Raw genomic sequence first — 22,083 nt, forward strand, 5'->3', positions numbered from 1 at the left:
GCGTCGACGTCTTGATGATCCTTTCTCGACGGACCCCTCATGCTAGAGATATCCAACCTGATCAAGCGTTACGGCCGCGACGAGCCGGTCCTCAAGGGACTCGACCTGACCGTGGAAGGCAACAGCGTCGTCTCCATCGTGGGAGCCTCCGGCGCCGGCAAGAGCACCATGCTGCGCTGTATCAACCGCCTGGTGGAGCCGACCTCGGGCTCGATCAAGCTCAACGGTACCGAGCTTGTCACGCTGCGCCACGGAGAACTGCGCCGCGCCCGACGCAAGATCGGCATGGTCTTCCAGGGCTTCAACCTGATCGACCGTCTCACCGTGATGGAGAACGTGCTGGCCGGTCGACTCGGCTACGTCAACCTCTTCCAGGCCATCACCCGGCGCTACCCGGAGGCGGACATCGAGCGCGCCTTCGTGCTGATGGAGCGCGTGGGAATCGCCCACTACGCCAACAAGCGTGCCGACGAGCTATCCGGCGGCGAGCGCCAGCGCGTCGGCGTGGTGCGGGCACTGATGCAGGAGCCCGAGGTGCTGCTCGCCGACGAGCCCACGGCCTCGCTCGACCCTCGTACCTCCGAGCAGATCATGGTGCTGCTGCAGAGCCTGGCGAGCGAGCTCGCGCTGCCGGTGCTGATCAACATCCACAACGTGGCGCAGGCGAGGACCTACACCGACCGTATCGTCGGGCTGCGCCACGGCACCATGATCTTCGACGGTGCTCCTGCGGACTTCGACAAGGCCGCCCTGGATGCCATCTACGGCGGTATCGAGGCGCCGGAAGACGAACTCGCCCCGCCCCCCGCGGAGGAGGTGCGCGATGGCCAGTCCTGACCGCGAGGCGCGCGCCACGCCGCGCACCTGGCGCAAGCCACCCTTCATCGCCAACCCGCTGGTGCGCTACGGCCTGCTGGTGGTGCTGGCGGCCTACCTGGTGTGGGCCTTCGGCAGCCTGCCCTTCAACTGGGAGCGCATCAGCGAGGGGCTTCCGCGGGCGGCGCGCATCTTCGGCGGCGGCTTCCCGCCGAGCCTGTCGCGCTTCGACCTGCTGCTCACCGGCTTCACCGAGAGCCTGCAGATCGCCATCCTGGCGACGCTGCTCGGCGTGCTGCTGTCGGTGCCGTTCGCGGTGATGGCGGCTCGAAACGTCGCACCGCTGCCGATCTACCTGCTGGGGCGCGCGGTGATCATCGTCTCGCGCAGCTTCCACCCGGTGATCGTGGCCATCCTGTTCGTCGCGGCGGTGGGCTTCGGCCCGCTGGCGGGGATCTTGACGCTGACCCTCTACTCCATCGGCTTCGTCGGCAAGCTGCTCGCCGAGGAGATCGAGGAGATCGACTGGGGACAGGTGGAGGCGATGCGCTCCACCGGCGCCGGCTATCTGACGACGCTCTTCTACGCCGTCTTCCCGCAGATCCTGCCCCGCCAGGTAGGACTCTCCATGTATCAGCTCGACAGCAACCTTCGAGCCTCAGCGGTGGTCGGCATCGTCGGCGCCGGCGGCATCGGCAGCACCCTGATGAACGCCTTCGGGCGCTACGACTATGACTTCGCCTTCGCCATCCTGCTGGTGATCATCGCGGTGATCCTGGCCAGCGAAGGCGTCAGCGGCTGGGTAAGGAAGAAGATATGGTAGACGATACCGACCTCTTGGCCGATCGCATCTGGCGACGGCACAATCCCAAGCAGCGGCTGATCCGCTACGGCGTGATGCTGCTGACCCTGATGGTGGTGGTCTGGGCCGTCAGCGACATCGATATCTTCTGGCCATGGGTATGGGACGCCCCCAACCAGATCTCGAGCTTGGGCGCGCGCATGTGGCCGCCGGATCCGACCCGGCTCGCCGAGATCGCGGATGCTATGATCGAGACGGTGCACATCGCCACCCTCGCGACCATGCTCACCATCTTCATCGCCCTGCCGGTCTCCTACATCGCTGCGCAGAACACCACGCCCAACCGCGCCTGCCTGTGGCTGGGGCGCTTCATCCTGGTCTCCAGCCGCTCGGTGAACACCATCATCTGGGCACTGCTGTTCGTGGCGATCTTCGGCCCTGGGGTGCTCGCGGGCATACTGGCCATCATGTTCCGTTCGGTAGGCTTCATCGGCAAACTGATGGGCGAGGCCATCGAGGAGATCGACCGCCGCCCCGTGGAGGCCATGGAGGCGACCGGCGCCTCCAAGGCCAAGGTGATCGCCTATGCGGTGGTGCCCCAGGTCATGCCTGCCTTCTTCGCCATCGTCATCCTGCGCTGGGATATCAACATCCGCGAATCCACAGTGCTGGGACTGGTGGGCGCCGGCGGCATCGGGGTCATCCTGCAGGGCTCCATCGACACCTTCGCCTGGCCTACCGTGGCGACGATCCTCATCGCCATCATCGCGCTGGTGCTGGTCGGGGAAGCGGTGACAGGCCTGCTGCGCCGCAAGGTGCTCTAGCGGCCGGCGCCATCCTGACGGCTGGAGCGGGCTTGGCCGAGCCCCGTGACCTGCTTTCAGCCACCGCGATGGCTCGGTACCGATCACCGGAGAGCGAGTTGCATCACGTTGAGGAGGGCGTGAGGTCACGCCCTTTCGAGGTGGACATGCCGGAGGGATGACGCGACATGCACGGATGGCTGCTCGGCGGGATCGCCGCCCTTCTCCTGCTGGCCAGCCTGATCGCCCGGGTGCCCGGGCACTGGTGGTGGCTGCGGGCCTGCGAGTTTCCCCGCCTGCAGATCGGCCTCGCCGGCGCCGCCTGCGCGCTGGCCTCGCCGCTGGCCGATGCGGCCGTGACGCCCTGGATCGCCGCCACGGGCGTCATCGTGTTCGCCATCCAGCTGCGCTACATCCTGCCCTGGACGCCGCTGTGGCCGGTGCAGGTGAAGCGCGCCCGGAACGACCGACCGGACCGCTGCCTGACGCTGCTGGTGGCCAACGTGCTGACCCCCAACCGCCAGAGCGAGGCCCTGCTCGCGATCATCCGCGAGCAGGACCCCGACCTGATCCTGACGCTGGAGTCCGACGCCTGGTGGGGCGAGCGCCTCGACAAGGGACTCGGCGACGACTGGCCGCATGCGGTGCGCGTGCCGCTGGACAACCTCTACGGCATGCACCTGTATTCGCGCCGGCCGCTGGTCGACCCGAAGGTCAAGTGGCTGATCCAGGACGACATCCCCTCGATCCACTGCGGCATCGAGCTGAAGAGTGGCGATCACTTCCGCTTCCACGCCCTGCACCCGCGCCCGCCGGCGCCCAGCGAGAGCGAGGAGTCGCTGTGGCGGGATGGAGAGCTGATGCTGGTGGCCAAGCTCATCCACCAGGACCCGGTGCCCACCGTGGTGGCGGGCGATCTCAACGACGTGGCCTGGTCCCGCAGCACCCGGCTGTTCTGCCGGGTCAGCGGCATGCTCGATCCGCGCCGCGGGCGCGGCATGTTCAGCACCTTCCATGCCCAGCACGCGCTGCTGCGCTGGCCGCTGGATCACGTCTTCGCCAGCGAGCATTTCACCCTCCGGCGCATGCGGCGCCTGTCACCCTTCGGCTCGGACCACTTCCCGATCCTGACCACGCTCTGCTATCGCCCCTCCCGCGCCGACGAGCACGACAACCCGACAGCGACGACCGAAGAGCATCGAGACGCAGTGGTGACCATCGAAGAGGCCCGGGAGCGCGAGCAGGACGACTGACGCTCCCGGCCACCTCGCCGAGGGCTAGCCCGGGATGCCGCCATGGGTCAGCGCCGCCGGATCGAGCAGCCGCTCGAGCTCCTCGCGGCCGAGGTCGGTCTCCTCGTCCGCCACGTCGATGATCGGCCTCCCCGCCTGGTAAGCCTTCTTGGCGATGGCCGCCGCGGCGTCGTAGCCGATCACCGAGTTCAGCGCGGTCACCAGGATCGGATTGCGCGACAGCGGCTCGCTCAGGTGATCCTCGCGCACCTTGAAGGTGGCGATGGCGCGGTCGGCCAGCAGCCAGGCGGCATTGCGCATCAGGGTGATCGAATCCAGCAGGTTGTCCGCCACCAGCGGCAGCATGACATTGAGCTGGAAGTTGCCGCTCTGCCCCGCCACCGTCACCGCCGCGTCGTGGCCGATCACCTGGGCGGCGGCCTGGGCGGCGGCCTCGGGAATCACCGGATTGACCTTGCCCGGCATGATCGAGCTGCCCGGCTGCAGCGCCTCGAGCTCGATCTCGCCAAGCCCCGCCAGCGGCCCCGAGTTCATCCAGCGCAGGTCGTTGGCGATCTTCATGATCGTGCAGGCCAGCGCCTTGAGCTGGCCGGAGAGCTCCACCGCGGCGTCCTGGCTGCCGAGGCTGGCGAAGAAGCTGTCGTTGGGCGCAAGCGCAAGCCCGGTCTGCCGGCCGAGCTCCTGGGCCATCCGGCTGGCGAACTCGGGATGGGCGTTGATGCCGGTGCCCACCGCGGTGCCGCCCTGGGCCAACCGGCACAGTCGCCCCATGGCGTCGTCGAAGCGTTCGATGGCCTGGCCGACCTGGCTCGACCAGCCGCCGAGTTCCTGGCTCAGGCGCAGCGGCATGGCATCCATCAGGTGGGTGCGACCGGTCTTGACCACGCCGTCCAGCGCCTCGGCGCGCACGTCGATGGTCCCGCGCAGGTGCACCAGCGCCGGGCGCAGCTCGCAGGCCACGCCCAGCGCCGCCGAGAGATGCAGCGCGGTGGGCACGACGTCGTTGCTCGACTGGCCCATGTTGACATGATCGTTGGGCCCTACCTCCAGGCCATCGCTGCTGGCCAGATGGGCGATCACCTCGTTGACGTTCATGTTGCTGGAGGTGCCGGAGCCGGTCTGGAAGACGTCCACCGGGAACTGGTCGTCGTGGTCGCCGGCGATCACCGCCTCCGCGGCCGCCTCGATGGCCTCGGCCCGGGCCGCGTCCAGCAGCCCCAGGTCGCGATTGACCCGGGCCGCCGCCAGCTTGATGCGGGCGATGGCATGAATGAAGCCGGTCGGCATCGCCCGGCCGGATACCGGGAAGTTGTTCACCGCCCGCTGGGTCTGGGCGCCGTAGAGGGCATCGGCCGGGACCTCCAGCTCGCCCATGCTGTCGCGCTCGATGCGGTGCTCGCTCATGTTCGCCTCCTGGCTGATGGTCTCCTGTCACCATGGTGGCGCGCCCGCCGGCTTACAAGACGCCGACACGACGAAAAGCCGAATCGCGGATGTTGCACTGCACAAAATGCGCTGCTATTGTGCATTGCAACAGAAGAGAGAAGGCGGCGGCATCCTGCCCAGGCCTTCGCAACGTGCGCCATCACAGGAGGCGAAGACGATGCAAAACTTCGATACCAAGCAGTTCACCGAACAGTTCGAGTCCATGTTCTTCGGCCCGGCCCGCGCCTATGCCAGCCTGTCCGTGGACTTCGCCGAGAAGCTGACCAACGCCCAGCTCGAGGCCGGCCGCGCCTACTCCGAAACCGGCATGGCCCAGCTCCGCGCTCTGCTCGACGTCAAGGATGCCGAAGGCCTGCGCAGCTACATGGAAGGCCAGCAGAAGGTCGCCAAGGACCTGACCGAGCGCCTGAAGGGCGACGCCGAGAAGGTCGTCTCCCTGCAGCAGGACTTCGTCCAGCAGAGCCAGAAGCTGACCGAAGAGAATGTCAAGCAGGCTACCGAGACCGCGACCAAGGCCGCCAAGTAAGGCCCACGGACCAGGCAGTCTCCCAGGGCCACCGCCAACGGCGGTGGCCCTTTCGTTGCGGATATGCGTTAAGCTCTCCCCCGCACAGGGCCAACCCTCACGGGAGAGTGCGATGACGACGTCCATGAACCGCGCGGTAGCGCGTTTTTCCCTGCCCATCCTGACGGGCCTGATCCTCACCGGCTGCCAGGTGCTGCCGCCCGACGGCGTCACACAGCGCGGCCCCGCCGAGGTGATCGACATCGGCGGCGAGGCTCCCGACACGACGCCATCGTCCCAGGGCCGCGTCCCCCGTCAGGTGGCTTTCCCCGCCGACGAGTACGCCGCCCTCGAGAAGACCGGCAGCGCCGCGCTCAGCGGCCGCCTGACCCTGGATACCGCGGCGGGCACCGTGATCGGCCGCGGCGAGACGGTCTCGGTGGCGCCGATCACCACCTACTCCGCCGAGGCCGCCGAACAGGCCCTGGCCGGACGCGCGGTGGAGCCCGCCGACCCACGGGCCCGGGCCTACACCCACACCGCCCGCACCGACGGCGACGGCTATTTCATGCTGCGCGGCCTGCCGTCCGGCAGCTTCTATGTCTCCGGCAGCGTGGTCGACCCCACCAGCGGCAAACGTCGGGTGATCGTCCATCAGGTGTCGCTCTCCGACGGCCAGCATCGCGAGGTACGGCTCAATCGCTGACGCCTCCGATGGCCCCCCTCCCGGCAGGCTTCTACCCTGAAGTCGAGGCCTGCGTCGCCAGGTCGGACGGGAGACACGACATGAAACGGAGCATGTACGACGCCGACTGGACCACGCGCGTCCGTTGGGCGGCACTGCCGCTGGCGATGACCGTCGCCATCCAGTCGTTCGCAGCCGACCTCGACACGCTTCAGGCGCGCGGTGGCATTCGGGTCGCGGTGGCCGACGAAGCGCCCTATGGCTACCTGGATGAGAACGGCGAGGCAAGAGGAGCAGGCCCCGACGTCGCCCGCCATGTGCTCGGTGAACTCGGCATCGACGACATCGAGTGGGAGGTGACCGCCTTCGGCGACCTGATACCCGGCCTCGAGGAGGGCCGCTTCGACATGGCGGCTGCCGAGATGGCGATTCGCCCCGAGCGCTGCCGGCGGGTGCTGTTCTCGGCCCCCAATACCTCCTACGGGGAAGGCCTGCTGGTGCGCGCCTCCAATCCGCTCGAGATCAACGGCTACCAGGACTTCACCGAACGCGACGACATTCGCGTCGCGGTACTCGCCGGCGCGACCCAGGTCGACATCATGTCGGCGCTGGGCGTCCCGGATGACCGGGTAGTGAGCATCGACGACAATGCGGCGGCCATCGACACCCTGCTCGCCGACCGGGCCGACGCCTACGCCGGCACCGGGCTCACCGTGAACCAACTGGACGCACAGCACCCCGGCGTCGAGATCGTGCAGGGCTTCGAGGATCCAAAGGTGAAAGGGGAGATCGTGCGCAGCTGGGGCGCCTTCGCCTTCCCGAAGGACGCCACCACGCTACGCGACGCCTTCGACGAGGTGCTGCTCGACTATCGCAATACCCAGGCCTGGGAAGACACTCTGGAAGGCTATGGCTTCACCCAGGACGACGTCCTCAACGCCTTCCGCTTCGATACCGACTGGCTGTGTCGCCATCAGGGGTGAACGTCATCTCCCTGCTACCAGCCCAGCGCCTGCTTGACGAAGGGAATGGTTAGCTTGCGCTGGGCGGAGAGCGAGGCGCGATCGAGAGTTTCCAGGGCATCGAACAGCGCTTCCAGCCTGCGCGGCCCGCGATGGAGGATGTAGCGCGCCACCTCATCCGGCAGCTGCATGCCGCGCACCCGAGCCCGCAGCTGCAGGGCGGTCAGGCGGTCGTCGTCGCCCAGCCCCTGTACGTGGAAGGTCATACCCCAGGTCAGCCGTGAGGCCAGGTCGGGCAGCTTGACCGCCAGCTGACGCGGTGGCGCCTCGGCGGCGATCACCAGCCGCTTGCCCGCGTCACGCAGGCGATTGAAGGCGTGGAACAGTGCCTCTTCCCAGCGCTTGCGCCCCACCACGCGCTCCAGGTCATCGATGGCGACCAGATCGAGACGTTCCACTTCCTCCAGCATCAGCGGCGGAAAATGGCCGAGCTCCTCCAGCGGCAGGTAAAGCGCGCGACGGTCGCGGTCCGAGGCGGCGTGACAGGCGGCCTGCAACAGGTGACTGCGACCCACGCCCTCGCCGCCCCACAGGTACAGGAAGGGCTCGCCGTCGTCGTCCAGCTGCCGCGTCAGGTGATCGACCAGGGTGGCACTGGGGCCGGGGTGGAAGTTGGCGAAGGTGGCGTCGTCACGCAGCCCCACGCCCAGCGGGAGCTGCGCGGGTGATCGACTCATGGTGACTCCTCGTCCTGGGGGCCGCGTCCCGCATCGTAAAGTGTGCTGTTTTTATAATGCTCGTGAAGATAACGCAACACCACCATCACCACGGCGGCCACCGGCAGCGCCAGCAGGATGCCGGTGAAGCCGAACAGCTGGCCGCCGGCCAGCACGGCGAAGATCACCGCCACCGGGTGCAGGCCGATCTTGTCGCCCAGCAGCTTGGGCTGCAGCACCGTGCTCTCGACCAGCTGGCCGAAGCCGAAGACCCCGGCCACGGCGAGCAGCATCAGCCAGTCGCCGAACTGGAAGAAGGCCACCAGGCCAGCGACGCTGATGCCGACGATCACGCCCAGGTAGGGCACGATGCTGGCCAGTCCCGACAGCAGGCCGACCAGCAGGCCGAACTTGAGCCCCAGCAGGGTCAGGCCGACGGCGTAGATGACGCCCAGGCACAGCATCACGATCAGCTGGCCGCGCAGGAAGGCCGACAGCACCTCGTCGCACTCGTGGCCCAGGCGCGCCGCCGCCGGCTCCCACTGGCGCGGTAGCGAACCGCGCAGCTTGGCCACCAGCACGTCCCAGTCGAGCAGCAGGTAGAAGGTCACCACCGGGATCAGCGCCAGGTTGCCGATCCAGGCCGCCAGCGCCAGCCCCGATTTCGAGGCCTTGGCCAGCAGGGTCGCGGCCACGGTGCCGGTTTCGCGCCAGTTGTCGAGCAACGCCCGACGCAGCTGGTCGAAATCGGTGCCCAGGTCGATGCCCGTGAGTTCGCGGAACTCGGGCAGCACCGTGACCTGCACCCAGTCCAGGGCCGCCGGCAGCAGCTGGGCCAGCTGGCCGATCTGACGCCCCAGCAGCGGAATCACCAGCAGCAGCGTCAGCACGATGATCAGCGTCAGCAGCAGGAACACCAGCGACACCGCCAGTCGCCGCGACAGCCCCTTCTCTTCCAGCCGGTCGGCCAGCGGGTCGCCAAGATAGGCCAGCACCATGCTGACGAAGAACGGCATCAGCACCGGCTCGATGCTGATGAAGAACCACAGCCCCAGCGCCGCCGTAACGGCCAGGACCCACCCCTGTCTGCGCATCTCGCTCTCCCTGTGTGATGCCCGGCACGGCGGTGCGAGCCGTGCGTCGTGATGCTACAATTCACGCCCCATCTTGCCCAGCCCGGCGGCGCCGACAGCGTCGCGGGCCTCATTGACCGCAATGTTCATACAGGACAGGCCATGACCGATTCCACCAACCGCCCGAGCGGCGCCTCCCTCAGCTACAAGGACGCCGGCGTCGATATCGATGCCGGCAATGCGCTGGTCGACCGCATCAAGGGCGTCGCCAAGCGTACCAGCCGTCCCGAGGTGATGGGCGGCCTGGGCGGCTTCGGCGCCCTGTGCCAACTGCCCAGCGGCTATCGCGAGCCGGTATTGGTCACCGGCACCGATGGCGTGGGCACCAAGCTGCGCCTGGCCATGGACCTGGGTCGACACGACAGCATCGGCATCGACCTGGTGGCGATGTGCGTCAACGACCTGGTGGTGGCCGGCGCCGAACCGCTGATGTTTCTCGACTACTATGCCACGGGCAAGCTCGATGTGGACATCGCCGCCGACGTGGTGACCGGCATCGGCACCGGCTGCGAGCAGGCCGGCTGCGCCCTGGTGGGCGGCGAGACCGCCGAGATGCCCGGCATGTACGAGGGCAACGACTACGACCTGGCCGGCTTCTGCGTCGGCGTGGTGGAGAAGGACGAGATCCTCGACGGCAGTCAGGTCGCCGAGGGCGACGTGCTGCTGGGCATGGCTTCCTCCGGCCCCCACTCCAACGGCTACTCGCTGATCCGCAAGATCCTCGAGGTCTCCGGGGCCTCCCTGGACACCGCCATCGACGGCAAGCCGCTGGGCGAGGCGCTGCTCGCGCCGACGCGCATCTACGTCAAGCCGCTGCTGTCGCTGATCAAGGAAACCGACGTGCCGGTGCACGCCCTGTCGCACATCACCGGCGGCGGCCTGACCGAGAACCTGCCGCGGGTGCTGCCCGAGGGCGCCGCCGCCCGCGTCGACGTGGCCAGCTGGGAGCGCCCGGCGGTGTTCGACTGGCTGCAGCAGCAGGGCAACGTCGAGGAGAACGAGATGTACCGCGTGCTCAACTGCGGCATCGGCATGGTCATCGCGGTGCCGGCCGACAAGGCCGACCAGGCCCGCGCCCACCTGCAGGGCCTCGGTGAAACGGTCTACCGCATCGGCGAGATCGTCGCCCGCGGAGACGACGAGGAGGTCGTCCAGCTGGAGAACCTGAAGGGATGAGCGAGAGCGACTACAGCAGCGACACCCTGCAGGACTTCACCCCCGAGCCCGCCGAGGCGCGTCGGGTGGTGGTGCTGATCTCCGGCAACGGCAGCAACCTCCAGGCGCTGATCGACGAGCAGGTCCACGACCGCCTGGGCGGCGAGATCGTCGCGGTGATCTCCAACCAGGCCGATGCCTATGGCCTGCAGCGCGCCCGCGAGGCCGGCATCGACGCCGTCGCCCTGCCCCACCGCGAGTACGAGAACCGCGAGGCCTACGACGGCGCCCTGATCAAGGTCATCGAGCGCCACGAGCCCGACCTGGTGGTGCTGGCCGGCTTCATGCGCATCCTGACGCCGCGCTTCGTGCAGCGCTTCCTGGGGCGGCTGATCAACATCCATCCCTCGCTGCTGCCGGCCTACCAGGGCCTGCACACCCACGCCCGGGCGCTGGCCGACGGCGTCGCCGAGCACGGCTGCAGCGTGCACTACGTCACCGAGGAGCTCGACGGCGGCCCGGTGCTGCTCCAGGCGGCGGTCGAGGTGGCCGACGGCGAGACCGAGGAAAGCCTCAAGGAGAAGGTCCACGCCCGCGAACACCTGATCTACCCGATCGCCGTGAAGTGGTGCCTGGAAGGTCGCCTGCAGTTCGGCGACGGTGGCGCCCGCTTCGACGGCATGCCGCTGCCGGAACAGGGCCTACGCATGTCCCACGCCGACGCGGCCGAGGAGCTGGACGAGGATATCGAAGACGAGGAGTAAGCTCGCGCTTCTCCCGGGCCAGACACAAGACAGCCCCGCCGGTTCGCCGGCGGGGCTGTCTTGTTTTCGAGGCGGTATCGCAATCCCGGAAAGCCGACAATTTGCGCAGCCGCCAATCGACGCTTTCTCAGGTTCGCGGCAGGGTCACACCTCGCTGCCCCATGTACTTGCCGCCGCGGTCCTTGTAGGAGGTCGCGCAGACCTCGTCGGATTCCAGGAACAGCATCTGCGCCACGCCCTCGTTGGCGTAGATCTTGGCCGGCAGGTTGGTGGTGTTGGAGAACTCCAGGGTCACGTGCCCTTCCCACTCCGGCTCCAGCGGCGTGACGTTGACGATGATGCCGCAGCGGGCATAGGTCGACTTGCCGAGGCAGATGGTCAGCACGCTGCGCGGAATGCGGAAGTACTCCACGGTGCGCGCCAGGGCGAAGGAGTTGGGCGGAATCACGCAGACGTCACCCTTGACGTCGACGAAACTGTTATCGTCGAAGCCCTTGGGGTCCACCACCGCCGAGTGGATGTTGGTGAACACCTTGAACTCGTCGGCGCAGCGCACGTCGTAGCCGTAGCTGGACGTCCCGTAGGAGATCACCCGCCGGTCGTTCACATAGCGCACCTGGTCGGCCTCGAAAGGCTCGATCATACCTTCCCGCTCGGCCATGCGGCGGATCCAGTGGTCGGATTTGATGCTCATGGGTCGTCCTGCTGGGTGGAATCGAAACGAATAGGGGCCGCCATGATAGCGGCCCCGGGGGCGGGCGTCACGGTTCTCGCCGCCGGCGGCCTCAGTCGCTGAACGAGATCGCCGGGCCGGCGTCGGGCGAGGCGCCCTCGAGCTGCTCGGCCACCTGACGGGCCATGGCACGGAAGCTGGCAGTGATCTCGCCGTCCGGCTCGGCGACCACGGTGGGTTCGCCGCCGTCGGCCTGCTCGCGGATCGCAAGCGTCAGCGGCAGCTGGCCCAGCACGCGGGTGTCGTATTCCCCGGCGATGCGCTCGCCGCCGCCCTCGCCGAAGATCGGCTCGCTGTGACCGCAGTTCGAGCAGACGTGCAGGCTCATGTTCTCCACCACGCCGAACACCGGCACGTTGACCTTGCGGAACATCTCGATGCCCTTGCGCGCATCCAGCAGCGCGATGTCCTGGGGCGTGGTGACGATCACCGCGCCGTCCACCGGCACCTTCTGGGCCAGCGTCAGCTGGATGTCGCCGGTGCCCGGCGGCATGTCGACGAACAGCACGTCCAGGTCGTCCCACACGGTCTGGGTCAGCAGCTGCTGGAAGGCGCCGGCGACCATCGGGCCGCGCCAGACGGTGGGCTCGCGGGTATCGATCAGAAACGCCATGGACATCACCTGCAGGCCGTGGGCCCGCATCGGCTTCATGGTCTTCTCGCCCGCCGCTTCGGGGCGTGCGCCCTCGGCCACGCCGAGCATCTTGGCCTGGCTGGGGCCGTGGATATCGGCGTCCAGAACGCCCACGCGATAGCCCTCGGCGGCCATGGCCAGCGCCAGGTTGGCGGTGACGGTGGACTTGCCCACGCCACCCTTGCCGGACGCCACGGCGACGATGTGCTTGACCCCTTCGATCACGACTTGCTCCTTACCTCGGTTGGGATGGCCGCCCGGGCGGCTCAGGCCATCAGTATACCCGCCGTCCCGGCGGCCGGTGAATGCCATCACGCTGCCCAGAAACGACAGACAGGATCACCCGCCGTTGACAGGTCTACGAGGGGCGCTGTGAACCCATCCATGGGCGCTAACGTTTGCCATCCCTGGCAAAAACCCCCTCAACGACCTGTCTTCGGCACCGGTCCGCCGGCCGCGGCGGGATTGACGCCAACGCCGTCGAGCGGCCTATCATGCCGTCAGACTTCCTCGACCCGGCCCCGCCATGACACCGCCTCCCGCCAGCGCCCCCTCGTCGTCTCGCCATTTTCGCCACAGCCGGCGGGTACTGAGCTTCGTATGGCGCGTGCTCGGCGCCTTCCTGCGCAATCGCGGCATCCTGCTGGCCGGCGGCGTGGGCTACAACATCCTGCTGTCGGTGGTGCCGCTGTTCGCGGTGATGGTGGTCCTGCTCGCGCGGGTGGTCGACGAGCAGCAGCTGCTCACCCTGCTGGCCATCCAGGCGCGCCACCTGACGCCCGCCCACGCCGAGGTGCTGCTGGACGCCGTGCGCTCGCTGCTCGACTCGCGCGAGGCGATCGGCGTGCTGGGCCTGCCGGTGCTGCTGGTGTTCAGCTCCTTCGCCTTTCGCATGCTGGAGGACGCCCTGGCGATCATCTTCCACGCCCCGGACGCCCACGTCGGGCGCTCGGCCTGGGTCTCGGTGCTGATGCCCTACGCCTTCATGGTGGTGCTGGGCGCGGGGCTGATGGGCCTGACGCTGCTGGTCAGCTTGGCGGATGCGGTCAATACGCTGTGGATGGCGCTGCTGGGCAGGGAGCTGCCCCTGGCGGGGCTCTCGAACACGGCGCTGAACCTGACCAGCTTCGCCGGCGTGTTCCTGCTGTTCAGCGCCATCTACAAAGTGATGCCGGTGGTCAAGGTGGCGCTCAGGCGCGCCCTGGTGGGCGGCTTCGTCGCCGCCCTGCTGTGGGAGGGCGCCCGGCTGCTGCTGGTCTATTACTTCGCCCACCTGTCGTTCGTCAACGCCGTCTACGGCTCGCTGGCGACGCTGATCGTGGTGCTGCTGACCCTGGAAGTGGGCGCCATCATCCTGCTGCTCGGCGCCCAGGTGATCGCCGAGCTGGAGCGCAACGCCCGCCTGGGCCTGCCGTGGCATCTGGACTCACGGCATCAGGCGGTCACCCACGTCGAGTAGTGGATGACCGCCCGAACCTCCGGCGACTCAGCGGTGCTTGGCATGCCCCTGCTGGCCGCGCAGGCGCCGCACCAGCCCCATCAGGCTGCGCCCACTGACCATGCCGAGCAGGTAGAGAGCCGCGATCAGCAGCGCCAGCGGTATCGAGAAGCTCCAGGTCAGCAGGCGCACCTGGACCAGATTCAGATTCTGCACGATCAGTATCACCACCAGCGCCAGCAGCACCAGTTTCACGCCTAGCCAGAACCGTTCCATGCCCTTTCTCCCTTGTCATCTCGGATCGCCCGCAGGCAGCTTAAAGCTGGTCGGCGGCGGCGAGGCTGTCAAAGCCGAATGGCCAACGTTCAGAACGTCGAGAGCCCCGAGGCCTCCATCAGCCGGTAGCGCCAGACATCCACCGCCCCGGCGGCATCAGACTCGTCATAGGGCCGGCTGGTGGTGCGTTCCGGCGTGGAGTGCCAGCGGCGGGTGAAGAACGCCTCGGCGTCGGCCAGCGCCGGCAGGCTGGGCGGGCCCAGCAGCCGCACGCTGGTCTCCAGGTTCAGGTCGTCGAGGTTGCGACGGGTGAAGTTGGCCGAGCCCAGGATCAGCTCGACCTCACTCCCATCGGCGGTCCGGCGCATCAGCAGCTTGGTGTGGCACTGCTCGCCGCGGGTGGCGCACCAGCGCACCGGAATGCCGGCCGCCGCCAGCTCGTCGGCCACCGGCCGATTCGGAATGCCGCCCTTGTCGAGGCCGAAGGCCTCGCGGTTGGGATCGAGCAGCACCCGCACCTCGACGCCGCGCCGACGCGCCGCGATCAGTGCTTCGATCAGCTCGCGATGGGCCAGATAGAACACCGCCACGTCGAGGTGATCGCCCTCCCCGGCCCGCTCCACGGCGGTGACCAGCGCATCGCGGATCGCGCCCTCGGTCAGCAGCTGCAGGCGAGCGCCAGGCAGGTCGTCCTCGGCGGGCGGCGGTGCGGGGCCGGGCACGGTGACGCCGGACCAGCCCGCCACCGCGCGCTCCGAGGCCAGCAGATCGAGGGCCGCCGCGCCCTCGACGCGCAGCGCCACGTTGCCGTGCAGGCTGCTGGCATCGTGGGGGTTGGCCGAGGTCACGAGCCCTGCCCAGCCGTCGCCCTGGTCCACCACCAGCGTCTTGCGATGGTTGGCCTTGACGTTGGCCAGCGCCAGATAGCTGCGCAGGGTGACGTCTCCCGGCCCCAGCGCATTGGGCAGCCAGCCGGCGGACGCCTGATTGCCGAGCCAGCGCGGCCCCAGCTGCCACAGTCCCGACCACAGCGGATTGGAGGCGCGCAGCCGATTCAGATCGGTGATCGCCACCTCCACGCCGGCCTGGCGCAGGCGCTCGAGGTGGTCGAGCTCGAGGCCGCCGTAGAGGGTGTTCAGCGGATCGGTGATCAGGATGGCGCGCAGCTCGGGATGGCGGCGCCGCTGACGGACCAGCGCCTCGGTGAGCTCCGCGGACAGCGGGCGGAAGTCGACCCCGTCGGCCGCCCCGGCGAAGTCGTTGAACAGGAACATGTCGACCACCACCAGGCGCTGCGCCTGGCCGATCATCGCCAGCGCCTCGTCGAAGATCGCCTGGCGGCGATGGCGCTCGCCCGCGGCGTCATACCAGGTCTCGTCGGTCAGCAGCCGCGGCGATTCGGCCACGCGCAGCGGATGGGCCTGGCCCACGCCCTCCGGCAGCGGCTTGTAGCGCTGCCAGACGCCCATGGCCAGCCACGCCAGCAGCAGCACCCCGAGCCACCATGGCCACATCCGCCGTCTCCCCGTCCCGCTTCTCATGTCGCGCCTCCCTGGCAGCCATCGAGGACACCATCGCCCTCGCTTATCGGCGCCAGCATAGCGCGGGGCTGGCCTCGACGCAGCGCGCCCGGCACGAGGCCGGGCGCGAAGACATCCTGCGCCGTGCGATCAGCCGATGGCGAACAACGCGCCCATGGCGGCGATGGCCGCGCCCAGGCCGCGCAGCACCCGCTGCTCGCGGGTCATCAACCAGCCGGCGACGCGGCGACCGACAACGGTCAGGGCCAGGGTCGCCAGGCTGAAGCCGGCCAGGTACAGCAGGGTGCTGGCCCCGTGCGGCATCTCGGCGGCGTGGGCATGGCCGTGGAAGACCATGAAGGTGACCACGGCAACGCTGCCCAGCGCCGCGGGCACGCGGGCCAGGGCCGCGACCAGCACGCCGGCCAGCAGCACGCTCATGGCGATGCCGAACTCCACGCCCGGCAGCGCCACGCCGCCCCAGGCCAGGCCGGCGCCGAGCAGCATGCCGCCCACCGCGAGCAGCGGCACGAAGCGGCCCATCGAGGCCGACTGACGCACGCTGAACAGGCCGACGGCCAGCATCGCCAGCAGGTGATCGAGGCCAAACAGCGGGTGGCTCAGGCCCGCCGCGAAGCCGCCGCCGGCGACCTCGTGACCGGGATGGGCCCAGGCGCTGCCGGCCACCAGCATCAGGGAAGCGGCGCCCAGGGCGCGCGAGCGAACGAGGGATGAGAGGTTCATGGCGATCTCCTTGCCGTGATAATCAGAGTGGCTTGCAGAAATGACGCTCGTCCGGCGCCAAGACCAGCGAGGGCGCTGTAAACCCTTCCCTGGGTAGCTACCGACGCCCTGCGGCGCTTTCGCATCCTGCGCCGCTTGCAGGGCCTGTGCCGGCCATCCATGGCCGGCCCGTTCGGAGCTATGCTCCTCACTCTTGGCGTAGGACCCTCGCTTTGTCTTGTCCCCGACGAACATGGCATTGGTGACGATCAGTCTGCGTCGGCGTGCTGGGGCCGGCGCTCCGGCAGCATGCCGCGGTCGAGGATGAAGGCGATGATCTCCTCGAGCCCCACCCCGTCGTGCAGGTTGGTGAACACGAAGGGCCGCTCGCCGCGCATCATCTTCGCGTCGCGCTCCATCACCGCGAGCGAGGCGTGGACCTGCTCGGCGATGTCGATCTTGTTGATGATCAAGAGATCCGACTTGGTGATGCCCGGACCACCCTTGCGCGGGATCTTGTCGCCGGCGGAGACGTCGATCACGTAGAGCGTCAGATCCGAGAGCTCGGGGCTGAAGGTCGCCGACAGGTTGTCGCCGCCAGATTCGACCAGCACCAGCTCGAGCTCAGGGTGGCGTGCCTGGAGGTCGTCGATGGCGGCGAGGTTCATCGAGGCGTCCTCGCGGATGGCGGTGTGCGGGCAGCCGCCGGTCTCGACGCCGAGGATACGATCCGCCGGCAGCGCCTCGTGACGGGTCAGGAAGTCGGCGTCCTCGCGGGTGTAGATATCGTTGGTGACCACGGCGATATCGTAGTGATCACGCAGGGCCCGGCACAGCTGCTTGAGCAACGCCGTCTTGCCGGAGCCCACCGGGCCGCCGACGCCGATACGCAGGCAATGGGTCATATTGTCTCTCCTTTTTACTTTCCTGAATCTTCTGTGTTCCTGAAGCGGTCCCGGTGCTGGCGACGCACTGGCCTCACCACACCAGCGGTCGCCTTCTAGCTTCGAAACAGCCGCGAGTACTGGGTCTCGTGCTGGGCGCTGGCCAGCGCCAGGCCGGGCAGCATCGGCCCGAGTGCGTCGTCGTCGCATTCGAGGGCCGCGTCCGTCGCCGCCACCAGCGACGGGCGCAGGCGCTCGATCAGCCGCTGGGCGGCGGTGTGGCCGAGCGGCAGCGCCTTGCAGGCCACGGCGAGCTGGTTCTCGAGCCAGGCCCAGGCGAAGCCGAGCAGCGCCTGGCGCGGCGTCACGCCCCGGGCCAGCGCCAGCCAGGCGAAGACGCCGACATAGCCCATGCCCTCTAGCCGGTAGGGCTCGTCCGGCGTCAGCCCGAGGCTCGTCACCAGCCGCGTCAAGGCGCTGCCGAGACGTGCCTCCTCGGCGGCGAGCTCGGCGGTCTCGCGGGTGGCGGCGAGCCAGCCGTTCCAGTGCTCGAGCGCCTCGACGTCGTCCTCGGCCCAGGCCGCCATGAAACGCGCCAGGGCCGGCAGCTCGCAGCGTGCCAAGCCGTCGTCGAGCACGCCTTCCAGCCACTCGCCGAGATCGTCCTCGCCGCACACCCAGTCGAGCTCGAAGGCGCTTTCCAGGCCCTGGGACCAGGCGAAGGCGCCGATCGGCAACGCCGGGCTGACCAGCTGCATCAGCCCCAGCAGCGCCAGGTCGTCGCTCGACTCAGTGGGCATGGTCATGACCGTGATGGTGGCCGTGGTGATGGTGATGCCCCCCCTCCCCGGCGCGTGCATAGGCGCCTGGCTCGGGATCGAAGGGCGCTTCGTGGTGCTCGAGCCGCGCGCCCAGGCGCTCGGCCAGCTCCTCCAGCACGTGATCCGGCGGGAAGCGGACCCAGCCCAGACCGGTAGACCCCGCATCGACATCGGCGCCGATGGCGAGCTGCACGTGGCGGTTACCCAGGTGATAGCTCAGCCGCGCCAGCGGCAGGCCCGACTCGAGGCGCGCGGTGACCACCGGTTCCACGGCGGCCTGGACGCGGATCGTCTGGCCGTCTTCGCCGGTCAGCCCGTCGCCGTGGCGCAGCACCGGCCCGCGGTCGAGGAAGATCCCGACCTCGCGTCCGCCGTCGGAGCTGGCCTTGAAGCGCCCGCGGGTGCGGGTCGCGTAGTCGAGGGTCAGGGTATCGACGGCGTCGCTCGCCTCGATCGGCCCCAGGCGTTCGGTCAATGTCAGCATCGTCACTTCCTTAGAACAGGTGATAGCGCTGGGCGAGGGGCAGCTCGGCCAGCGGCTCGCAGGTCAGGAGTTCACCGTCGCAGCGCACCTCGTAGGTCTGCGGGTCGACGCTGAGCTCCGGGCAGGCATCGTTGAGCTTCATGTCGCCCTTGCGCACCTCGCGCACGTTACGGCAGGCCACCAGCTCGCTGTCGAGCCCCAGCCGCTCCTTGATCCCCGCCTCCAGCGCCGCCTGGCTGACGAAGGTCACCCGGGTGGCGCTGGCGGCGCGGCCGAAGGCGCCGAACATCGGCCGGTAATGCACCGGCTGCGGCGTCGGAATCGAAGCGTTGGGATCGCCCATCGGCGCGGCGGCGATCATGCCGCCCTTGAGGATCAGCGCCGGCTTGACGCCGAAGAAGGCCGGGTCCCACAGCACCAGGTCGGCCAGCTTGCCGACCTCCACCGAGCCCACCTCGTGGCCGATGCCGTGGGTGATGGCCGGGTTGATGGTGGTCTTGGCGATATAGCGCTTGGCGCGGAAGTTGTCGGCGCCGAGCGCCTCGTCCTCGGGCAGCAGGCCGCGCTGGATCTTCATCTTGTGGGCGGTCTGCCAGGTGCGGCAGATCACCTCGCCGACCCGCCCCATGGCCTGGGAGTCCGAAGCGATCATCGAGATCACCCCCAGGTCGTGGAGGATGTCCTCGGCGGCGATGGTCTCGCGGCGAATGCGCGAGTCGGCGAAGGCCACGTCCTCGGGGATGTTCGGGTCGAGGTGGTGGCACACCATCAGCATGTCGAGATGCTCGTCGATGGTGTTAACGGTATAAGGCCGGGTCGGGTTGGTCGACGACGGCAGCACGTAGGGCTTGGCGCAGGCGGTCAGGATGTCCGGCGCGTGGCCGCCGCCGGCGCCCTCGGTGTGATAGGTGTGGATGGCGCGTTCCTTGAACGCCCCCAGAGTGTCCTCGACGAAGCCCGACTCGTTGAGGGTGTCGGTATGGATGGCGATCTGCACGTCGTAGCGCTCGGCCACCGACAGGCAGGTGTCGATGGAGGCCGGCGTGGTGCCCCAGTCCTCGTGCAGCTTGAGGCCCATGGCACCGGCCTCGAGCTGGGCCTCCAACGCCTCGGGCAGGCTGACGTTGCCCTTGCCGAGCAGGCCGATGTTCATCGGCAGGGTGTCGATCGCCTGCAGCATCTTGCCCAGGTGCCAGGCGCCGGGGGTGCAGGTGGTGGCGTTCGAGCCGGTGGCGGGGCCGGTGCCGCCGCCGAGCATGGTGGTCACGCCGCTGGCCAGCGCCTCCTCCACCTGCTGCGGGCAGATGAAGTGGATGTGGGCGTCGATGCTGCCGGCGGTGAGGATCTTGCCCTCGCCCGCGATCACCTCGGTGCCGGGGCCGACGACGATCTCCACGTCGGGCTGGGTGTCCGGGTTGCCGGCCTTGCCGATGGCCGCGATGCGCCCGCCCTGGAGGCCCACGTCGGCCTTGACGATGCCCCACCAGTCGAGGATCAGGGCGTTGGTGATCACGGTATCCATGACCGCGTCGTCGACGCGCTGGCTCTGGCCCATGCCGTCGCGGATGACCTTGCCGCCGCCGAACTTCACCTCGTCGCCGTAATGGGTCGCGTCGCGCTCGACCTCGATCCACAGCTCGGTGTCGCCCAGGCGCACTCGGTCGCCCACCGTGGGGCCGTACATGTCCGCATAGGCCTGGCGACTGATCTTGCTGGGGGTGGTGTTGGGCGCGTCCTTGGATGCACTCATGAAGTTTCTCCCTGATCGAGGCTGCCCATGACGTCGCCACGGAAGCCGTAGATGCGCCGATGGCCGACGAACGGAATCAGCGTCACCTCGCGGGACTGGCCGGGCTCGAAGCGGATCGCCGTGCCCGCGGCCACGTCGAGGCGCCGGCCGCGCGCCAGGTCCCGATCGAAGACCAGCGCCGGGTTGGCCTCGGCGAAGTGATAGTGGGAACCGATCTGCACCGGGCGGTCGCCGGTATTGGCCACCTCGAGGGTGATCCGTTCACGCCCCTCACAGAGTGCGATCTCGCCGTCCTGAAGCCGATATTCACCGGGAATCATCGATGCTCCCTCTTCGTTATTGGCGGTTATCCCATTGACGAAAAACTGATCGAGTACAGCCAGTTTTAGACGATGGGGTGATGGATGGTGACCAGCTTGGTCCCGTCGGGGAACGTGGCCTCCACCTGCACCTCGTCGACCATCTCGGCCACGCCCTCCATGACGTCGTCGCGTCCGAGGATCTCGCGGCCCGCGCCCATCAGCTCGGCGACGCTCTTGCCATCGCGGGCGCCTTCCATGATCTCGCAGCTGATCAGCGCCACGGCCTCTGGATAGTTCAGCTTCAGGCCACGGTCACGGCGCCGCTCGGCCAGCAGGCCGGCGGTGAACAGCAGCAGCTTGTCCTTGTCTCTCGGGGTCAGTTCCATCGAGATAGCTCCCAAAGCATGTCGTTTACCTTCAGTGTTCGGACTCTCGCCTGCCAGCTGGAAGAGCGGCGCTCCGCGCCTGGAAGCGTGAAGCCGGAAGAACCCCGATATCTGAAGGCCGGAGACTTCAAGCTTCCCGCTTCGAGCTTCCCGCTCCTCGTCAGGTCAGCCAGATGCGCGGCACGCTGGCCGGCCGCCCCGCCAGCCGCGGGCGCAGCACTTCCCAGGCCCGCTGGCAAAGCGCCCAGGCGACGTTGCGTTCATTGCCCAGGTAGCGCAGCAGCAGCACGCCCTGGCGCACCGTCACCGCCCATTCCCGACTCGCCGGCAGCGCCTCGCGCAGCTCGGCGATCACGTCCGCCTCGTCATCGAGCCCCACCGCCCACAGCGTCGCCTGTACCCTGGCGCCCCCCTGCCCCCAGGCGCCGCGGAAGCGACGATGGGTCGGATCCAGCACCTGGCGTTCGCACCATAGCGGGCGCCCCTCGCGGGTCAGGCGAAAACGCTGCTCGATGGCGCCGGAGACATAGGGCAGCCGGCTTGCCGGCCGGCCCAGGGCCAGCACCTCCCAGCCCAGGCAGCGCGCCCCGCCGGCCAGCTCGATGTCGGTGACCTGGCTGCCCTTCGAGCCGTCGAAGGCAATGGTCTCCTGGGGCAGCCACTCCAGCAGCGCGTCCTCGGCCACGGCGAGCCGGGTGTGCTGATGCCAGCGCACGCCCTGGCTGTCGGCACGGTAGAGCTTGTTGGCCGCCGGCGTGGTGAGCAGCGCCTGGGCCCCGAGCGCGAGCCGGGCCTCGATGGCGAGCTCGTCGCCGCTGACCAGTCCGCCGGGCGGATGCAGCAGATAGACGTGGCAGGCGCCTGGCCGACCCGCTTCGTCGGGGGCCTCCGGATAGAAGGGGCGCTGCACGCGCAACGGGCCCTGATGGCGGGCCTTGAGCATGCGGGTATGGCCATCGTCGCGGGCATCGAAGGCCAGCGACAGCGACGCCGCCCAGCGTCGCTCGCCGTCGAAGCGGTGGCCCGACTCGGCGGGCGACGGTAGGGCACGCGGAATGGCGGTCATCGACGGGTCCTGTCGGTCAGGTGGCT

General features: G+C 68.7%; 25 protein-coding genes. 10 read left to right on the forward strand and 15 right to left on the reverse strand.

Translation table 11 applies throughout. The features are described from left to right. Nucleotides 1-39 precede the first annotated feature (39 nt). The 4 genes from phnC (at nucleotide 40) to UN84_RS08745 (ending at nucleotide 3,674) form a co-directional block, all read left to right on the forward strand. Entirely contained in the window at nucleotides 40-837 is a 798-nt protein-coding gene (gene phnC, locus UN84_RS08730) for a phosphonate ABC transporter ATP-binding protein (protein ID WP_035598623.1), read from the forward strand. Next, entirely contained in the window at nucleotides 824-1,639 is an 816-nt protein-coding gene (phnE, locus tag UN84_RS08735) for a phosphonate ABC transporter, permease protein PhnE (protein ID WP_046080273.1), read from the forward strand. Before phnC ends, phnE (UN84_RS08735) begins: the two co-directional genes overlap by 14 nt. Continuing rightward, a complete protein-coding gene (gene phnE / locus UN84_RS08740) occupies nucleotides 1,633-2,442 on the forward strand; it encodes a phosphonate ABC transporter, permease protein PhnE (RefSeq protein ID WP_046080272.1) in 810 nt (269 codons plus the stop codon). The genes phnE (UN84_RS08735) and phnE (UN84_RS08740) overlap by 7 nt, the downstream gene beginning before the upstream one ends. Before the next feature lie 167 nt (nucleotides 2,443-2,609). Continuing rightward, nucleotides 2,610-3,674, forward strand: coding sequence for an endonuclease/exonuclease/phosphatase family protein (locus UN84_RS08745; protein WP_046080271.1), 1,065 nt, complete (start codon nucleotides 2,610-2,612; stop codon nucleotides 3,672-3,674). 24 nt (nucleotides 3,675-3,698) lie between these two features. Here the strand turns inward: UN84_RS08745 and UN84_RS08750 are convergent, their stop codons facing one another. After that, nucleotides 3,699-5,078, reverse strand: a complete 1,380-nt coding sequence (locus UN84_RS08750; protein ID WP_046080270.1) for a class II fumarate hydratase — start codon at nucleotides 5,076-5,078, stop codon at nucleotides 3,699-3,701. Nucleotides 5,079-5,277: 199 nt separating this feature from the next. Between UN84_RS08750 and UN84_RS08755 the strand changes: the two genes are divergently transcribed. The 3 genes from UN84_RS08755 (at nucleotide 5,278) to ehuB (ending at nucleotide 7,293) form a co-directional block, all read left to right on the forward strand. Further along, a complete protein-coding gene (locus UN84_RS08755; protein ID WP_046080269.1) occupies nucleotides 5,278-5,646 on the forward strand; it encodes a phasin family protein in 369 nt (122 codons plus the stop codon). A gap of 112 nt (nucleotides 5,647-5,758) precedes the next feature. After that, nucleotides 5,759-6,331 (forward strand): hypothetical protein, encoded by a 573-nt coding sequence (locus UN84_RS08760; protein ID WP_046080268.1) that lies wholly within the window; start codon nucleotides 5,759-5,761, stop codon nucleotides 6,329-6,331. Nucleotides 6,332-6,411: 80 nt separating this feature from the next. Beyond that, a complete protein-coding gene (gene ehuB / locus UN84_RS08765; protein ID WP_052719406.1) occupies nucleotides 6,412-7,293 on the forward strand; it encodes an ectoine/hydroxyectoine ABC transporter substrate-binding protein EhuB in 882 nt (293 codons plus the stop codon). A gap of 14 nt (nucleotides 7,294-7,307) precedes the next feature. On the opposite strand, the gene hda is transcribed toward ehuB, so the two are convergent. Beyond that, complete coding sequence (hda, locus tag UN84_RS08770) at nucleotides 7,308-8,009, reverse strand: DnaA regulatory inactivator Hda (RefSeq protein WP_046080267.1); 702 nt, start codon at nucleotides 8,007-8,009, stop codon at nucleotides 7,308-7,310. Beyond that, the gene (locus tag UN84_RS08775) at nucleotides 8,006-9,082 is read right to left on the reverse strand and encodes an AI-2E family transporter (RefSeq protein ID WP_046080266.1); all 1,077 of its coding nucleotides are present in this window, start codon (nucleotides 9,080-9,082) and stop codon (nucleotides 8,006-8,008) included. Before UN84_RS08775 ends, hda begins: the two co-directional genes overlap by 4 nt. Before the next feature lie 141 nt (nucleotides 9,083-9,223). Here UN84_RS08775 and purM point away from each other — a divergent pair, with 141 nt between their 5' ends. Both purM and purN read left to right on the forward strand, forming a co-directional pair. Next, nucleotides 9,224-10,297 (forward strand): phosphoribosylformylglycinamidine cyclo-ligase, encoded by a 1,074-nt coding sequence (gene purM / locus UN84_RS08780; protein WP_046080265.1) that lies wholly within the window; start codon nucleotides 9,224-9,226, stop codon nucleotides 10,295-10,297. Beyond that, nucleotides 10,294-11,040 carry a phosphoribosylglycinamide formyltransferase gene (purN, locus tag UN84_RS08785; protein ID WP_046080264.1) on the forward strand — a complete coding sequence of 249 codons (747 nt, stop codon included), beginning with the start codon at nucleotides 10,294-10,296 and terminating at the stop codon, nucleotides 11,038-11,040. The genes purM and purN overlap by 4 nt, the downstream gene beginning before the upstream one ends. A gap of 127 nt (nucleotides 11,041-11,167) precedes the next feature. Here the strand turns inward: purN and dcd are convergent, their stop codons facing one another. Both dcd and apbC read right to left on the reverse strand, forming a co-directional pair. Next, a complete protein-coding gene (gene dcd, locus UN84_RS08790; RefSeq protein ID WP_016854669.1) occupies nucleotides 11,168-11,734 on the reverse strand; it encodes a dCTP deaminase in 567 nt (188 codons plus the stop codon). A gap of 91 nt (nucleotides 11,735-11,825) precedes the next feature. Then, nucleotides 11,826-12,629 carry an iron-sulfur cluster carrier protein ApbC gene (apbC, locus tag UN84_RS08795; RefSeq protein ID WP_237022392.1) on the reverse strand — a complete coding sequence of 268 codons (804 nt, stop codon included), beginning with the start codon at nucleotides 12,627-12,629 and terminating at the stop codon, nucleotides 11,826-11,828. Between the two features lie 304 nt (nucleotides 12,630-12,933). Here apbC and UN84_RS08800 point away from each other — a divergent pair, with 304 nt between their 5' ends. Then, nucleotides 12,934-13,866: a YihY/virulence factor BrkB family protein gene (locus UN84_RS08800; RefSeq protein WP_046080263.1), complete on the forward strand. Its 933-nt coding sequence runs from the start codon at nucleotides 12,934-12,936 to the stop codon at nucleotides 13,864-13,866. Nucleotides 13,867-13,893: 27 nt separating this feature from the next. Here the strand turns inward: UN84_RS08800 and UN84_RS08805 are convergent, their stop codons facing one another. The 10 genes from UN84_RS08805 to UN84_RS08850 form a co-directional block, all read right to left on the reverse strand. Beyond that, on the reverse strand, nucleotides 13,894-14,121 hold the full coding sequence (locus UN84_RS08805) for a lipopolysaccharide assembly protein LapA domain-containing protein (protein WP_016854666.1): 228 nt from the start codon (nucleotides 14,119-14,121) through the stop codon (nucleotides 13,894-13,896). 89 nt (nucleotides 14,122-14,210) lie between these two features. Next, a complete protein-coding gene (locus UN84_RS08810; protein WP_046080262.1) occupies nucleotides 14,211-15,635 on the reverse strand; it encodes a phospholipase D family protein in 1,425 nt (474 codons plus the stop codon). A gap of 156 nt (nucleotides 15,636-15,791) precedes the next feature. Further along, nucleotides 15,792-16,385, reverse strand: coding sequence for a HupE/UreJ family protein (locus tag UN84_RS08815; protein ID WP_046080261.1), 594 nt, complete (start codon nucleotides 16,383-16,385; stop codon nucleotides 15,792-15,794). A 248-nt stretch (nucleotides 16,386-16,633) separates the two neighbouring features. Beyond that, nucleotides 16,634-17,269: an urease accessory protein UreG gene (gene ureG / locus UN84_RS08820; RefSeq protein ID WP_046080260.1), complete on the reverse strand. Its 636-nt coding sequence runs from the start codon at nucleotides 17,267-17,269 to the stop codon at nucleotides 16,634-16,636. 95 nt (nucleotides 17,270-17,364) lie between these two features. Then, a complete protein-coding gene (locus UN84_RS08825) occupies nucleotides 17,365-18,048 on the reverse strand; it encodes an urease accessory protein UreF (RefSeq protein ID WP_173835050.1) in 684 nt (227 codons plus the stop codon). Further along, nucleotides 18,038-18,553: an urease accessory protein UreE gene (ureE, locus tag UN84_RS08830; protein WP_046080258.1), complete on the reverse strand. Its 516-nt coding sequence runs from the start codon at nucleotides 18,551-18,553 to the stop codon at nucleotides 18,038-18,040. Before ureE ends, UN84_RS08825 begins: the two co-directional genes overlap by 11 nt. A gap of 10 nt (nucleotides 18,554-18,563) precedes the next feature. Continuing rightward, nucleotides 18,564-20,303: an urease subunit alpha gene (gene ureC, locus UN84_RS08835; RefSeq protein ID WP_046080257.1), complete on the reverse strand. Its 1,740-nt coding sequence runs from the start codon at nucleotides 20,301-20,303 to the stop codon at nucleotides 18,564-18,566. Next, a complete protein-coding gene (locus tag UN84_RS08840; RefSeq protein WP_035595978.1) occupies nucleotides 20,300-20,623 on the reverse strand; it encodes an urease subunit beta in 324 nt (107 codons plus the stop codon). The genes ureC and UN84_RS08840 overlap by 4 nt, the downstream gene beginning before the upstream one ends. Before the next feature lie 65 nt (nucleotides 20,624-20,688). Beyond that, on the reverse strand, nucleotides 20,689-20,991 hold the full coding sequence (ureA, locus tag UN84_RS08845; RefSeq protein WP_035595980.1) for an urease subunit gamma: 303 nt from the start codon (nucleotides 20,989-20,991) through the stop codon (nucleotides 20,689-20,691). 160 nt (nucleotides 20,992-21,151) lie between these two features. Then, the gene (locus UN84_RS08850; protein ID WP_046080256.1) at nucleotides 21,152-22,057 is read right to left on the reverse strand and encodes an urease accessory protein UreD; all 906 of its coding nucleotides are present in this window, start codon (nucleotides 22,055-22,057) and stop codon (nucleotides 21,152-21,154) included. Nucleotides 22,058-22,083 lie beyond the last annotated feature (26 nt).

Source organism: Halomonas sp. HG01 (genome assembly GCF_000968715.2).
GTDB lineage: Bacteria > Pseudomonadota > Gammaproteobacteria > Pseudomonadales > Halomonadaceae > Halomonas > Halomonas halophila.